This is a genomic window from Bradyrhizobium sp. LTSP849 (assembly GCF_000938255.1).
Lineage (GTDB): Bacteria > Pseudomonadota > Alphaproteobacteria > Rhizobiales > Xanthobacteraceae > Bradyrhizobium.
On the sequence record NZ_JYMR01000008.1, the window covers coordinates 66,979 to 79,354 of the forward strand.

10 protein-coding genes are annotated in these 12,376 nt (G+C 63.3%); 7 read left to right on the forward strand and 3 right to left on the reverse strand.

The annotated features are described in order from the left end of the window. Positions 1-5: 5 nt before the first annotated feature. Positions 6-1,694, reverse strand: coding sequence for an aspartate:alanine exchanger family transporter (locus tag UB31_RS06810; RefSeq protein WP_045010313.1), 1,689 nt, complete (start codon positions 1,692-1,694; stop codon positions 6-8). A gap of 138 nt (positions 1,695-1,832) precedes the next feature. Here UB31_RS06810 and UB31_RS06815 point away from each other — a divergent pair, with 138 nt between their 5' ends. The 5 genes from UB31_RS06815 to UB31_RS06835 all read left to right on the forward strand — a co-directional run bounded on the left by UB31_RS06815 (position 1,833) and on the right by UB31_RS06835 (position 9,223). After that, a complete protein-coding gene (locus tag UB31_RS06815; RefSeq protein WP_045007354.1) occupies positions 1,833-2,513 on the forward strand; it encodes a YoaK family protein in 681 nt (226 codons plus the stop codon). Next, on the forward strand, positions 2,510-4,213 hold the full coding sequence (locus tag UB31_RS06820; protein WP_045010314.1) for a SulP family inorganic anion transporter: 1,704 nt from the start codon (positions 2,510-2,512) through the stop codon (positions 4,211-4,213). Before UB31_RS06815 ends, UB31_RS06820 begins: the two co-directional genes overlap by 4 nt. A gap of 76 nt (positions 4,214-4,289) precedes the next feature. Next, a complete protein-coding gene (locus UB31_RS06825) occupies positions 4,290-7,043 on the forward strand; it encodes a decarboxylase (RefSeq protein WP_045010315.1) in 2,754 nt (917 codons plus the stop codon). 12 nt (positions 7,044-7,055) lie between these two features. Further along, positions 7,056-8,753 carry an aspartate:alanine exchanger family transporter gene (locus tag UB31_RS06830; RefSeq protein ID WP_045010316.1) on the forward strand — a complete coding sequence of 566 codons (1,698 nt, stop codon included), beginning with the start codon at positions 7,056-7,058 and terminating at the stop codon, positions 8,751-8,753. Positions 8,754-8,788: 35 nt separating this feature from the next. Continuing rightward, the gene (locus UB31_RS06835; RefSeq protein WP_045007350.1) at positions 8,789-9,223 is read left to right on the forward strand and encodes a hypothetical protein; all 435 of its coding nucleotides are present in this window, start codon (positions 8,789-8,791) and stop codon (positions 9,221-9,223) included. Positions 9,224-9,267: 44 nt separating this feature from the next. Here the strand turns inward: UB31_RS06835 and ppk2 are convergent, their stop codons facing one another. Together ppk2 and UB31_RS06845 are read right to left on the reverse strand one after the other, a co-directional pair. Next, positions 9,268-10,068 (reverse strand): polyphosphate kinase 2, encoded by an 801-nt coding sequence (gene ppk2 / locus UB31_RS06840; RefSeq protein WP_045010317.1) that lies wholly within the window; start codon positions 10,066-10,068, stop codon positions 9,268-9,270. 2 nt (positions 10,069-10,070) lie between these two features. Continuing rightward, positions 10,071-10,526 (reverse strand): hypothetical protein, encoded by a 456-nt coding sequence (locus tag UB31_RS06845; RefSeq protein WP_045007348.1) that lies wholly within the window; start codon positions 10,524-10,526, stop codon positions 10,071-10,073. A gap of 173 nt (positions 10,527-10,699) precedes the next feature. On the opposite strand from UB31_RS06845, the gene UB31_RS06850 reads away from it, so the two are divergent. Both UB31_RS06850 and UB31_RS06855 read left to right on the forward strand, forming a co-directional pair. Next, on the forward strand, positions 10,700-11,107 hold the full coding sequence (locus UB31_RS06850; RefSeq protein ID WP_045010318.1) for a hypothetical protein: 408 nt from the start codon (positions 10,700-10,702) through the stop codon (positions 11,105-11,107). Then, the gene (locus tag UB31_RS06855) at positions 11,100-12,332 is read left to right on the forward strand and encodes an HlyD family secretion protein (protein WP_045010319.1); all 1,233 of its coding nucleotides are present in this window, start codon (positions 11,100-11,102) and stop codon (positions 12,330-12,332) included. The genes UB31_RS06850 and UB31_RS06855 overlap by 8 nt, the downstream gene beginning before the upstream one ends. The last annotated feature ends 44 nt before the right edge of the window (positions 12,333-12,376 follow it).

Genomic DNA, 12,376 nt, shown 5'->3' on the forward strand with positions numbered 1-12,376 from the left:
CTCCCTCAACCGGCGAACGTACTGGCCACGATGATCGGGCCGAGCACGGTCAGGACGACGTTGCCGACGGCGTAGGGCACGGCGACGCCGAGCACCGGCGTTTGGCTTTCGGCGACCTCGCAGGCACCAGTCACGGCGGCGTCGACCGTCATGGCGCCGGCCAGCGCGCCGCAGATGATGACCGGATTCATGTGGAGCACGCGATGGGCAAACAAGGTCGTCACGATCAGCGGCACCAGCGTGACGACGAGGCCCATGCCGACCAGAAGCAGGCCATGTGACTGGATCGCGACCCAGGCCGCATGGCCGTTGCCGAGGCCGATCGCTGCGATGAAGCCGCCGAGCCCGATATCGCTCAGCGTCTGCTGCGCCGCAGGCGGCATTGCGCCCATCGTCGGCCGCCGCGACCGTAGCCAGCCGCAGAAGAGCCCTGCAATCAGGGCGCCGCCACCGCCGCCCAGCGTCAACGGTACCGACCCGATCTTGACGCTCGCAAGACCGGCGAGCAGGCCCACGGCGATGCCGGCGGCAAGGAATGCAATGTCGGTACGATCTTCGGAGCGCAGGATTTGTCCGACGTTCGCGGCGGCACGCTCGATGTTGCGGGTGCTGCCGACCAGCGTCATGACGTCGCCGACATAGACGCGGGTGTCCGCGCTCAAGGGAACCTCTCGACCCATCCGCGTGAGTTTGCGCAGGAAAACACCGCGCGCATTGTCGCCGACGCGTTCAGCCACGTCCTTGACGGAGCGGCCATGGAGTTTGCGGTTATCGACGTGGACATCGATCACGTTGCCCGGAAGCGCCTTCAGGATCTCGTCGGCGTCGATCTCGGCGCCAATGATCGGTTTTGCGGCGACAAGGGCGGCGGTTCGTCCCGCGATGACGACGTCGTCGCCTGCTTGAAGAACTGTGTCGACATGCGGCTCGACATCGGTGCCCTGACGCACGATCCGCTCGACCACGCTACGGCTGCCGATCTCGCCTTCGACGGCGCCGACAGTCCGCCCCGCCGCGACCGACACCCGATAGGCACGCGCCTGGAATTTTCGGTAATGCAAATTTTCAGTTTGTGGCGGGCTGCCCCCCGCCAGTTCCGCCTCGAGCTTTGCGGCTTCCGCCTTCAAATCGATCCGCATCAGCTTCGGCGCGACAAACGGCACGTACAGGAGTGTGAGGATATAGCCGAGAACGTAGGTGACGGCGTACCCGGCGGCGATGTTCGCGTTCTGCTGCTCCAGCACATCCTTGGCGAGTCCGAGTTGGGACAGGGCACCGGACGCCGTGCCGATGACGGAGGATTGCGTCAGGGCGCCCGCAGCAAGGCCGGAAGCGGTGCCGGGACCGAGCGCGAACGCATTGGCAAATATGAGAACGATGACGAGGCCGGTGCCGCCAAGTACGAGCGCGAGCGCAACCTGCGCCAGGGTCCGGATGCTCAGGGAGGCGAAGAACTCGGGTCCGGATCGGTAGCCGATCGTAAAGACGAATAGGCTGAAAAGAATGACCCTGAGCAGGGACGGGAACGCAAAGGTCCCGAGCTGCCCGATCAGGACGGCCACGATGAGCGTGCACGCCGTGGTGCCGATCGAAAATCCTAGGATCCGGACGCGGCCGAGAATGGTGCCGAGCGCGATCGACAGCAGCAGGAAGATTTCCGGAGCCGTAAAGATCACCCACTTGACGGTATCCATGGTGCAAGTCTCGCCAGACCAGTTGCGGCGATCTGAGTCTCAAGATCGCAAGCAATGCTTGATCCAGATCAATCCACGCCGGCGGTACGGCGTTGCCTATGTGGTCATGCAGAACGCGCGTGAGCCCGCATCGTCACCATGAGCACTCTGGAGGTCGCAGCCGGCGCGATCCGCCGCGATGAAACGGTCGAGATCGTATTGCTGCTTGCCTTCGCCGGCGGCTATATCGACGCCTATACCTGGATCATCCACGGTGTGATGGCGAATGCCCAGACCGCTAACCTGATCTTCCTCTGGGTCTATGCGACCGCCGGCAATTGGGCCAAGGCGCTCCACTTCGTGCCCCCGATCCTGGCGTTTGCGGTCGGTATTGTGATTGCCGCCTGGTTGCGCCGCGCCGCCGGCGAACGGGCCAGCGCGATCAGTACGCTGATCGAGATCCTGTTGCTGATCGCAATCGGAATTTTGCACAACAGGCTCCCGAATATGGCCGGCACGCTCGGAATTTCGGTCGTTGCAGCCATGCAGACCGCGATATTCACCAAGGTCAAAGGCGCCGTTTGCAGCACAGTGATGATCACCGGAAACATGCGCCAAGCTATCGAAAACATCTTTGTAGTTGCCGCCGGAGATGCACCGGTCGGAACGCTGCGCCTGTCGGGTATCTTTTTCGCGTTGTGCGCAGTGTTCGGCTTCGGCGCAGCGGTTGGCGCCTTCGCGACCAAGAGCATTCCCAATCTCGCGCTCGGTGTTCCCGTGGTCGCGCTGCTGGTCGTGCTGTTGCGCTGCGAGAGGTCACACCGAGAGGTACCGCAATGAAAGCGTCGTCCGCCCCAGGCTGGACGCGGTTCTTTCCGCCGTGCGGCTGGCTCGCCGCCTATCGGCGCGAATGGCTTCCCGCCGACGCCGTGGCCGGCATCACGCTCGCCGCTTACGCTGTTCCGGTCTCGCTTGCCTATGCCGCGCTCGCCGGCCTTCCGCCGCAGATCGGCGTCTACGGCTACATGCTCGGCGGCATTGGCTATGCTTTGCTCGGGGCGTCGCGGCAGCTCGCAATCGGCCCGACCTCGGCAATCTCCCTGATGATCGCTGCGACCGTCGGCGTGCTCGCCGGTGGCGATGCGGTTCGCTACGCGCAGATCGCAAGCCTCGCCGCTTTTGCGGTCGCGGTGCTATGCTTCATCGCCTGGGTGTTCAAGCTGAGTGTGCTGGTCCGCCTCGTCAGCGACAGCATTCTGGTCGGCTTCAAGGCCGGCGCGGGGCTCACCATCATCATGAGCCAGTTGCCGAGCCTGCTCGGCGTTGCCGGCGGCGGCCACAATTTCTTCGACCGTGCGGTCAAATTGATGGGGCAACTCGGTCATCTCGATCCACTCGTGCTGGCGATCGGCGCGGTTGCGCTTCTGCTGCTGCTGTTTGGCGAGCGGCTTCTGCCGGGCAAGCCGGTCGGGATCACCATCGTGGCGCTTGCGATCGCGGTCACCACGCTCCTTGGCTTGCCGGCCCTGGGCGTACCCGTTACCGGGAAGATCCCGGAAGGGCTGCCGGCGCTGGGGTTACCGACATTCGGACTGCTGGAGTTCGACGATCTCTTTCCGCTCGCTGCCGGTTGCGTGCTGCTGGCTTATATCGAGGGCGTATCGGCGGCGCGCAGCTTTGCCGCCAAGCACGGCTATCCGCTCGACGTCCGGCAGGAGTTTTTGGGGCTGGGCGCGGCGAACCTCGCAGCGGCGCTCGGCCATGGCTATCCCGTCGCCGGCGGCCTGTCGCAATCTGCGGTCAACGACAGTGCCGGCGCACGAACACCTCTGGCCCTGGTGATCTGTTCGGTGACGCTCGGGCTGTGTCTCCTGTTCTTCACAGGGCTGCTCACCAATCTGCCCAAGGCCGTGCTAGCCGCCATCGTCGTTGCCGCCGTCTACAAGCTGGTCGATGTCCGCGCGCTCTTGCGGATGTGGAAAGTCAGCCGGATAGACTTCTATGCCGCCGCGATTGCGCTGGTGGCCGTGTTGCTGCTCGGAATTCTGCAAGGCGTCCTGCTGGCGTCGATTGCATCGATCTTTCTGCTGCTCGCGCGTGCATCGCAGCCGAACATTGCGTTCCTCGGCCGGCTTCCGGGCACCGGCCGCTATTCCGATAACGCCAGGCACGACGGCGTCGAGCCGCTCGTCGGCGTCATCGCTTTCCGCCCCGAGGCTTCGTTACTCTACATCAACGCCGAGACCATCCAGCAGGCGGTTCTCGACGCCCTCCACAGATCGACTGACGTCAAGTTGGTGGCCTGCGACCTCTCGGCGTCGCCCTACATCGACTTGGCCGGCGCGCGCATGTTGCACGACCTTTACGACGAGCTCGCCTCCCGGCACATCGCCTTCTGCATCGTCGGCGCGCATGCGCAACTGCGCGATCTCTTGCGGGCGGAGGGGTTGGCCGAGAAGACCGACAGCGGCCAGTGGCTGCGGTCGCTCGACAGCGTTCTCGGCGATGACAAATGCCTCCGGAATGCATCCGACCGTTGACTTGGATCAATGGAGCGCCCCGTGCCGACAGCACGATCCCGCATCACTTTTCGCCCCAAAGGATCGGGAGAGACGCATGGCAAAGGACGTAAAGCCCGCGCAGAAGCGCATCGACCAGTTCTTTTCCGGTCCCGGCGCGCGAGCCGATGACTGGCGTGATCTGGTCGAGGCCGCAAAGGGCTGGGCCCGCGGCGGCGATCGCGCGGCCTATGACGCGGCGCTGGCCAGCCTATCGGTGACGGAAGAATTCCACGGTTATCCCGGCCTGCAACTGATGGCGGCCCTGCGCGAAGCAGCCTCGGCCGGCGATGCGGCCGCGTCGCTGTCGCTTGCGACCCGGATAACCCAGGCCCTGGCGACGCGATCCTTTCGCCAGCACGCCGGAGACTGGAGCGCGAAGGACGATGGCGATGGCGATACGCCCGAACTGGTGTCGTCCACCTTCGGCACGCATAAGGCACGTCGGCCCTATTTCGAAACCCTGATTGTCACCGGCGTGTCACCTGGCCAATGGCCGGCGCTCGCCGCCGAATGGCGCAAGCTGCGCCGTCCGGAGGATGGCTTCATCTATGAGCCCGTCATCGTCGGCAGCTTGGAGGATGCCTTCTGCGCGACCATGCTCAATCCCAATCTCGGGGCTGTCGTCGTCAACGAGGGTTTCGGCCTGCGCTCGCGGCACGATGCGCCGGTGCTTCGCTCGATCACCGCATCGGCGGGTCTCAACGACGAGGCTGATGCTTCCGCGCTACGGCTCGCCCAGATCATCAAGCGGGTCCGTCCCGAGCTTGATCTTTACATGATCTCCAATCGCGACGTCGAGGAGCTGGCCGGCAACCCTGAAGCCAGCGTCGTTCGCCGCATCTTCTATTCGGTCGAGGAGCTTCTGGAGCTGCATCTGTCGATCCTCGAAGGCATCCAGGATCGTTACGACACGCCGTTCTTCGACAATCTCAAGAAATATGCGCAGCGTCCGATCGGGACGTTCCACGCGCTGCCGATCGCCCGCGGCAAGTCGATCTTTAAGTCCGACTGGATCCGCGACATGGGCGAGTTCTACGGCCCGAACCTGTTTCTGGCAGAGAGCAGCGCCACCACGGGCGGCCTCGACAGCATGCTGGAACCGACCGGCACCATCAAGAAGGCGCAGGAGAAGGCGGCGAGGGCACTCGGCGCCGACCGCGTCTTCTTCGTCACCAACGGTACCTCGACCTCGAACAAGATGGCGGTGCAGGCGCTGCTTGCGCCGGGCGATATCGCGATTGTCGACCGCAACTGCCACAAGTCGCACCATTACGGCATGGTGCTCGCAGGCGCGCAGCCGCTTTATGTCGAAGCCTTTCCGATGACGGAATATTCGATGTATGGCGCGGTGCCGCTGAAGACGATCAAGCAGGCGCTGCTCGGCGCGAAGGCCGATGGCCGGCTCGATCGGGTCAAGATGCTGGACCTTACCAACTGCACCTTTGACGGCCACATCTACAACACCCGCCGCGTCATGGAGGAATGCCTCGCCATCAAGCCGGACCTGATCTTCCTGTGGGATGAGGCCTGGTTCGGCTTCGCGCGCTTCTCGCCGTTCCTGCGCCGGCGCACAGCCATGGGGGCCGCCAACGAGATCGAGGTCTGGATGCAGGATCCGAAGTCGGTCGCGGCTTACGAGAAGCAGCAGGCAGAGCTCGGCAAGACTCCGTCGGACGAGGTGTTGCTCAAGACGCGATTGATTCCCGATCCGCGACAGATCCGGCTGCGCGTCTATCAGACCAACTCGACCCACAAGTCGATGTCGGCGATCCGGCAGGGCTCCATGCTCTCGGTCAAGGACGTCGAATTCCACACGGTCGAGCAGCAGTTCAAGGAGGCCGTCTTTACCCATGCCTCGACCAGTCCGAACCAGCAGCTTATCGCCAGCCTCGACATCTCGCGGCGTCAGATGGAGCTCGAGGGGTACGGTCTTGTCGCCAACGCGATGGAAATCGCGCTCGCCATCCGTCATGCCGCCAACAACAACGCGCTGCTCTCGAAGTATTTCCGCATTCTCGGCGCCGACGTCATGGTGCCGACGCAATACCGCCAAAGCGGTTTCACCGACTATCTCGCACCCGGCGTCAACTGGGCGAATACGCTCAAGAGCCTGGACGAGGATGAGTTCTGCCTCGATCCGACCCGGATGACATTGGTGTGCGGCATGGCCGGCTTTGACGGTACCCAATTCAAGGGCATCCTCGCCAACGAGTACAACATCCAAGTCAACAAGACCTCACGCAACTCGGTGCTGGTCCAGTCCAACATCAACAACACCCGCAGCGACGTCGCGCATCTGATCCGCGTCCTCGCCGAGATCGCGGGCGAGGTCGATCGCGGGCTTGCGCAAGGCGGTGCCAATGCCAAGAAGACCTTCGAAGCGCGGGTCAAGAGCTTGATGACCGACGTGCCTGACCTGCCGAATTTCTCGCATTTCCATCCGAGCTTCCGCGGCGATGCCGGCACCAAGACCAACGAAGGGGACATCCGCAGCGGCTTCTACTCCGCCTATGACGCGGCGGGTTGCGAACATATCCGCCTTGGCGATTCCGAGATTGACCGGCGACTCAAGGCCGGTCCGGAGCTCGTCTCAGCCAATTTCGTGATCCCGTATCCGCCGGGCTTCCCGATCATGGTGCCGGGGCAGGTCATCACCCAGGAGACCATCGACTTCATGCGCAAGCTCGATGTGAAGGAGATCCATGGCTACGACGCCAAGGAAGGGCTGAAGCTCGTGCGTACCGAAGCCTTGGCGAAGCTCGGCCGGCCAAAGCCGAGCGCTCCGCCGAAGCTCAAGGCTGCGTCATAACAGGGGGCGAACATGCAGGGCTTTTTCACGTTCTTGCAGCAGAATCCATATCTGCTGCTGTTCTTCGTCGTCGGGCTCGCCGTCTGGATCGGGCGAGCCAGCATCAAAGGCTATGGTCTCGGCATGGTTGCCGGCGCCATCGTGGTCGGCGCGGGCCTGTCGGTCTGGGCGTCGGTCTACGGTGTGAAGCTCGAGCTGAACACTTTCGCCAAGAGCCTGTTCTACTATTTGTTCATGTATGGGGTCGGCCTTCGCGTGGGTCCGTCCTTCATCAACAGCCTCAGGGGAGATGGCCTTAAATTCTGCATCCTGGCGCTGGTGTCCAGCGTGCTCGGTCTGGCGCTCGTCGTCATCCTTTCGAGGCTCTTCGCGCTTCCGATCGGTGCCGCCGGCGGCATGCTGGCGGGGTCGCAGACCATGTCGGCCGCGATCGGCTCGGCCGAGCAGGCCATCACGTCGGGCGTCGTGAAGCTGCCTGAGGGCATGAAGCCCGAGGATGCGTCGGGCATGATCGCGCTATCCTACGGCATCACCTATATCTGGGGCACCGTCGGCATCATCCTGATCTGCAAATACCTGCCGCGCTGGTGGGGCGTCGATGCCAAGGCGGCGGCCAGGCAGTACGAGCAGGAGTTTGGCGTCAAGGATCTCGAAGGCGGCGGCCTGACCGGTTATCGGCAGTTCGGCCTGCGTGCCTACCGGCTCGAAAATCCGGCGCAGGTCGGCATGAGCATCGCCAAATTCCGCACGGTCAATCCGGAGTACCGCATCCTCAACGTGGTGCGCGGCGATGAGCCGTTGGGAGCCGATCCCGGCCTCGTGCTGCAAAAGGGTGACGTCGTCGCGCTCGGCGGCGCAACCGCGCATCTCACCGACAAGATGGGCCTGATCGGCCCGGAGGTCGCCGATGCCAAGGCGCTCGGTGTTCCCCTCGATCAGGCCGAGATTCTCGTCACCAACAAGGACATGGTCGGACGGACCTTCGAATCCTTCCGGGAGCAGGCCATTGCTGGTCAGTTGCAGATCGGCAAGGTCGAACGCGGTGGGGTGCAGATTCCGGCCGGTCTCAAGACCGAGCTGCAACGGATGGACATCATCACGGTCGTCGGCCTGAAGTCCGCCGTCAACGAGCTCGGCGAGATGTGGGGGCGCATCGCGCGCACCAACACCTCCACCGATTTGCTGACACTGGCCGCGGGCATGATCCTCGGCTTCCTGATCGGCATGATCGAATTCCCGGCCTTCGGCGCCAAGATCGGCCTCGGGAATGCCGGCGGTCTGTTGCTGTCGGGCGTGATCGTGTCCTCGGCCGTGTCGCGGCTGCGGTTCTTCGGCAACACGCCAAACGCGGCGCGCAACGTGCTGGAGGATCTCGGCCTCGTTGTCTTCGTCTCCATCGTCGGTATCAATGCCGGCGCCGGATTGCTGGCGCAGCTGACCGGTGCCGTTGCCTTGAAGATCTTCGTTGCGGGTTTCATCGCCTGCACGATCCCGCCGTTCATCGTCTGGGCGATCGGCTTCCACGTCTTCAAGATCAACCCGGCTGTGCTGATGGGCGGCGTTGCCGGTGCCCGGTCGCATTCCGGTCCGTGCCGTGAGGCGGCGGTCGAAATCCAGAGTTCCGTGCCCTGGATCGGATTCCCGGTCGGTTATGCCGTCTCGGGTATCCTGCTCACCGTGTTTGGCTACTTCGCGATGATCTTGGCCTAATAGCTCGACGTCACAACCAAAGGGGAACGAAAGTCATGAGAAAAGTCGCCATCTGCGCCGCCGTTGTCGCCTCGCTTGCAAGCGTCGTCGGTTTCAGCACGGCATCGCGGGCTGAGACCGGCCAGGTTGCGGTCGTCTTCACCAAAGGCGGGTTCATCATTGGCGTCGGCGGCGGGGAGGGAGTCCTCCTGCTTCACGGCAAGAAGTATCCGTTCACTGTATCCGGCATGAGCGTGGGCTTCACGATCGGTGCCTCCACCACCAAGTTCGTCGGCCGCGCTCTCAATCTGAGAGGGCCCCAATCGATCGAAGGCTCTTACGCGGCCGGCGGAGCAGGTGGGGCGGTTGCGGCGGGTGCAGGCGCCGTGCAGTTGCAGAACGGCAATGGCGTGATCCTTCAGCTCAGCGGCCCGAGGGTCGGCGCGGAAGTGTCGGCTGCGGTCGGCGGCGTCACGATCCGGCTGAAGTAAAGACAGGACGATCGGGCCGCGCTCCCGGCGCGGCCTGCTTTGCCTCAGTACCGTTCCTCGACGAACTTCATCCTGCGCAAACTCGCCTGATCGTTATAGCGGCCCTTGTGAGAGCGCTTTGGCAGCTTGACCTTGGCCGGCACGATCTTCTTGTAGGGGATCGTCTTCAGGATGTGCGAGATGACGTTGAGCCGCGCTCGGCGCTTGTCGTCGGAGCGGATCAGCCGCCATGGCGCGTGCCGGGTGTCGGTCGCCTCGAACATCATGTCGCGGGCGCGTGAGTAGTCGTACCAACGGCCGAATGACTCGGTGTCCATCGGGCTCAGCTTCCACTGCCGCAACGGATCCTCGATACGGGCATGGAAGCGGAGCTCCTGCTCCTCCATCCCGACCTCCAGCCACAGCTTGATCAGGATGATGCCGGCGTCCACTGCGAATTTCTCGACCAGCGGGCACAGTTCCAGGAAACGCTTGTGCTCGGCAGGCGTACAGAAGCCCATCACGTATTCGACGCCGGCGCGGTTGTACCAACTGCGGTCGAAGATCACGATCTCGCCGCCGGCCGGAAACTGCTCGATATAGCGTTGCAGGAACAGCTGGGACTTTTGCCGGTCGGACGGCGCGGGGAGGGCGCAGACGCGGAAGACCCGCGGGCTTACCTTCTCGGTCAAGGCCTTGATGGTGCCGCCCTTGCCGGCGGCATCGCGGCCTTCGAAGATGATGATGACCTTCAGCTTCTCGGTCTTCACCCATTCCTGGAGGTGACACAGCTCGACCTGGAGCTTTTCCAGCTCCTGCTCATAGTCCTTGCGCTTCATTTTCTCCGCAGGCTTGTCCTTGGCCATGATCAGTCGTCGCCCCATGAGATGATCACGCCGATGTCGCCGGGCACACCGCCGGGAAAATCGATGATCTGGTACGCGATGCGATAGCCGCGCGGCTTCAGATGGTCGGTCCAGAGCTGGAAGATCTCCTTGGGAATGCCGGTCAGCGTGGTCTCCCAGCCTTTCTCCATCTGGTTGATGGCGCGTCCCTTGTCGGTGCAGAGCGAGTTGGGGAAGCGGTAGACCTGCACCTCGGTCAGCCCGTTTCGCACTGCACGCTGAATGATGGTCGAGGCGAGCTTGACCTTCTCCTCCTCGGTCTTGCCGGACGGCTTGCTCAGCCGCTCGATCAACGCGCGCTTCTCGGCCTCGGTGGCGGTGGCGAGGCGGACATATTCCTCCGCCTTCTCGGCCTCCTTGAGCGCGGCTTCTTTCCGGATCTGCATGGCGCTGGGGATCAGATCATCGATGCCGGGCATGGCAGACGTGCTCCTATAGGTGCATTCTGGCTTCTGAGGTAGGCTAGGTCTGGCAAGGGGCATTCCCTTGATTCAAATCAACCGTTCTCGCAACCTCGTTGCGCACGCTGTCGCACATTCCGAGTGAGCCGCATTCTGACCGGGAGAGAGATTTGAGCGATCAGCTTCATCCGATGGCCCCCCATCATCTGCCCTTCTATCTCGCACCGGGAAGCGGGGTGGATACGCTGACGGTGGTGATGGGCATCTTCCTGATCGGAACCATACTCTGGGTGGGCACGCTCTATTGGAAGCTGCACAGTCTGCCTGAGCGGATGGCTCACAAGTCGCAGAAGCTGCAATTCGAGATCGTGGCGGTGCTGGGCATCATCTCGCTCTTTACGCACTTGCACATTTTCTGGGTGGCGGGCCTGTTGCTCGCGATGATCGACCTGCCCGATTTCGGTACGCCGCTGCGCAGCATTGCCGGTTCCGTCGAGAGGATCGCCGACGCTGCGCCGAGCGACGGGCGCGAATCCGACCAACCGGGCCCGCCGGCAGAGAAGTCAGTCCCGAAGGAGAAGGAGCACAGCCATGTTTGAGCTCATGTTCTGCTCCCTTCTGACGATCCTGCCGGACTACCTCTACCGCCGCTATGCCCAGGGCAAGCGGTTCGGCAAGGAGATCACGTTCTTTTCCATCTGGTACGAGCTGCGATGGGGCATCACCGGCTGCCTGATGCTCACGGTGTCGCTGATCACCATGATCTTCTACTTTCACCCGTCAACGACCTCGGCGACGCTCTATTACCGTACGGTGCCGATCCTGCCCGAGGGCTCGGGCCGGGTCGCGGAAGTGAATGTCGGCTACAGCCAGGCGGTAAAGAAGGGCGACGTGCTCTTCAGCCTCGACAGCTCGAAGCAACGCGCGGCTCTGGAAACCGCCAAGCGCAAGATCGCTGAGGTCGATGCGTCGCTGACGACCGCGCAATCCGACGTGATCAAGGCCGACGCGCAGATCGAGGAAGCCAAGGCCAACCTTCAGCAGGCCAAGGATGAACTGGACGTCAAGTCCGAGTTGCAGCGTCGCAATCCCGGCATCGTGCCGCAGCGCGACATTGAAAAGCTGCAGGTGATCGTCAATCAGCGGCAGGCCGGGGTCGACGCCGCCACGGCTTCGAGGCAGTCGGCAGCTTTGCGCGTTTCGACGCTCTTGCCGGCCGAGAAGGCCAGCGCCGAAGCGACGCTGGCCGAGGCGCAGGTGGATCTGGACAAGACTTTTGTCCGCGCCGGTGTTGACGGCCGGGTGGAGCAATTCCTGGTCCGCGTCGGCGACGTGGTCAATCAGTTGTTGCGGCCGGCGGGCGTGCTTGTCCCGGATGGCGCGGGCCGGCAGGGTCTGCAGGCGGGCTTTGGCCAGATCGAGGCTCAGGTCTTGCAAGTCGGCATGGTGGCGGAAGCGACCTGCATATCAAGGCCCTGGGTCATCATTCCGATGGTCATCACCAATGTACAGGACTACATCGCGGCCGGACAGTTCCGAAGCGGAGAGCAGCTCATCGAGGCACAGAATGTCGCGCGACCCGGCACGATCCTGGCATTCATGGAGCCGCTCTACAAAGGCGGGCTTGAAGGCGTGACGCCGGGCAGCAGTTGCATCGTCAACGCCTATACCAGCAACCATGAGGAGATCTCTGCGAAGGAGACTAGCACCGGCCGCGCCATTGCCTTGCATGTCGTCGACGGCGTCGGCCTCGTGCACGCCATGCTGCTGCGCATCCAGGCGCTGTTGCTGCCGATCAAGACGCTGGTGCTGAGCGGGCACTGACGCCGGCAAGCGGCCTGCGTGAGGTCTGTCGAAGCGCCTCACTT

What these genes read in the sequence shown, in the direction of transcription:
- UB31_RS06810 (WP_045010313.1), bottom strand. Translation starts at nt 1,694, where the DNA reads ATGGATACCGTCAAGTGGGTGATCTTTACGGCTCCGGAAATCTTCCTG.
- UB31_RS06815 (WP_045007354.1), top strand. Translation starts at nt 1,833, where the DNA reads ATGAGCACTCTGGAGGTCGCAGCCGGCGCGATCCGCCGCGATGAAACG.
- UB31_RS06820 (WP_045010314.1), top strand. Translation starts at nt 2,510, where the DNA reads ATGAAAGCGTCGTCCGCCCCAGGCTGGACGCGGTTCTTTCCGCCGTGC.
- UB31_RS06825 (WP_045010315.1), top strand. Translation starts at nt 4,290, where the DNA reads ATGGCAAAGGACGTAAAGCCCGCGCAGAAGCGCATCGACCAGTTCTTT.
- UB31_RS06830 (WP_045010316.1), top strand. Translation starts at nt 7,056, where the DNA reads ATGCAGGGCTTTTTCACGTTCTTGCAGCAGAATCCATATCTGCTGCTG.
- UB31_RS06835 (WP_045007350.1), top strand. Translation starts at nt 8,789, where the DNA reads ATGAGAAAAGTCGCCATCTGCGCCGCCGTTGTCGCCTCGCTTGCAAGC.
- ppk2 (WP_045010317.1), bottom strand. Translation starts at nt 10,068, where the DNA reads ATGGCCAAGGACAAGCCTGCGGAGAAAATGAAGCGCAAGGACTATGAG.
- UB31_RS06845 (WP_045007348.1), bottom strand. Translation starts at nt 10,526, where the DNA reads ATGCCCGGCATCGATGATCTGATCCCCAGCGCCATGCAGATCCGGAAA.
- UB31_RS06850 (WP_045010318.1), top strand. Translation starts at nt 10,700, where the DNA reads ATGGCCCCCCATCATCTGCCCTTCTATCTCGCACCGGGAAGCGGGGTG.
- UB31_RS06855 (WP_045010319.1), top strand. Translation starts at nt 11,100, where the DNA reads ATGTTTGAGCTCATGTTCTGCTCCCTTCTGACGATCCTGCCGGACTAC.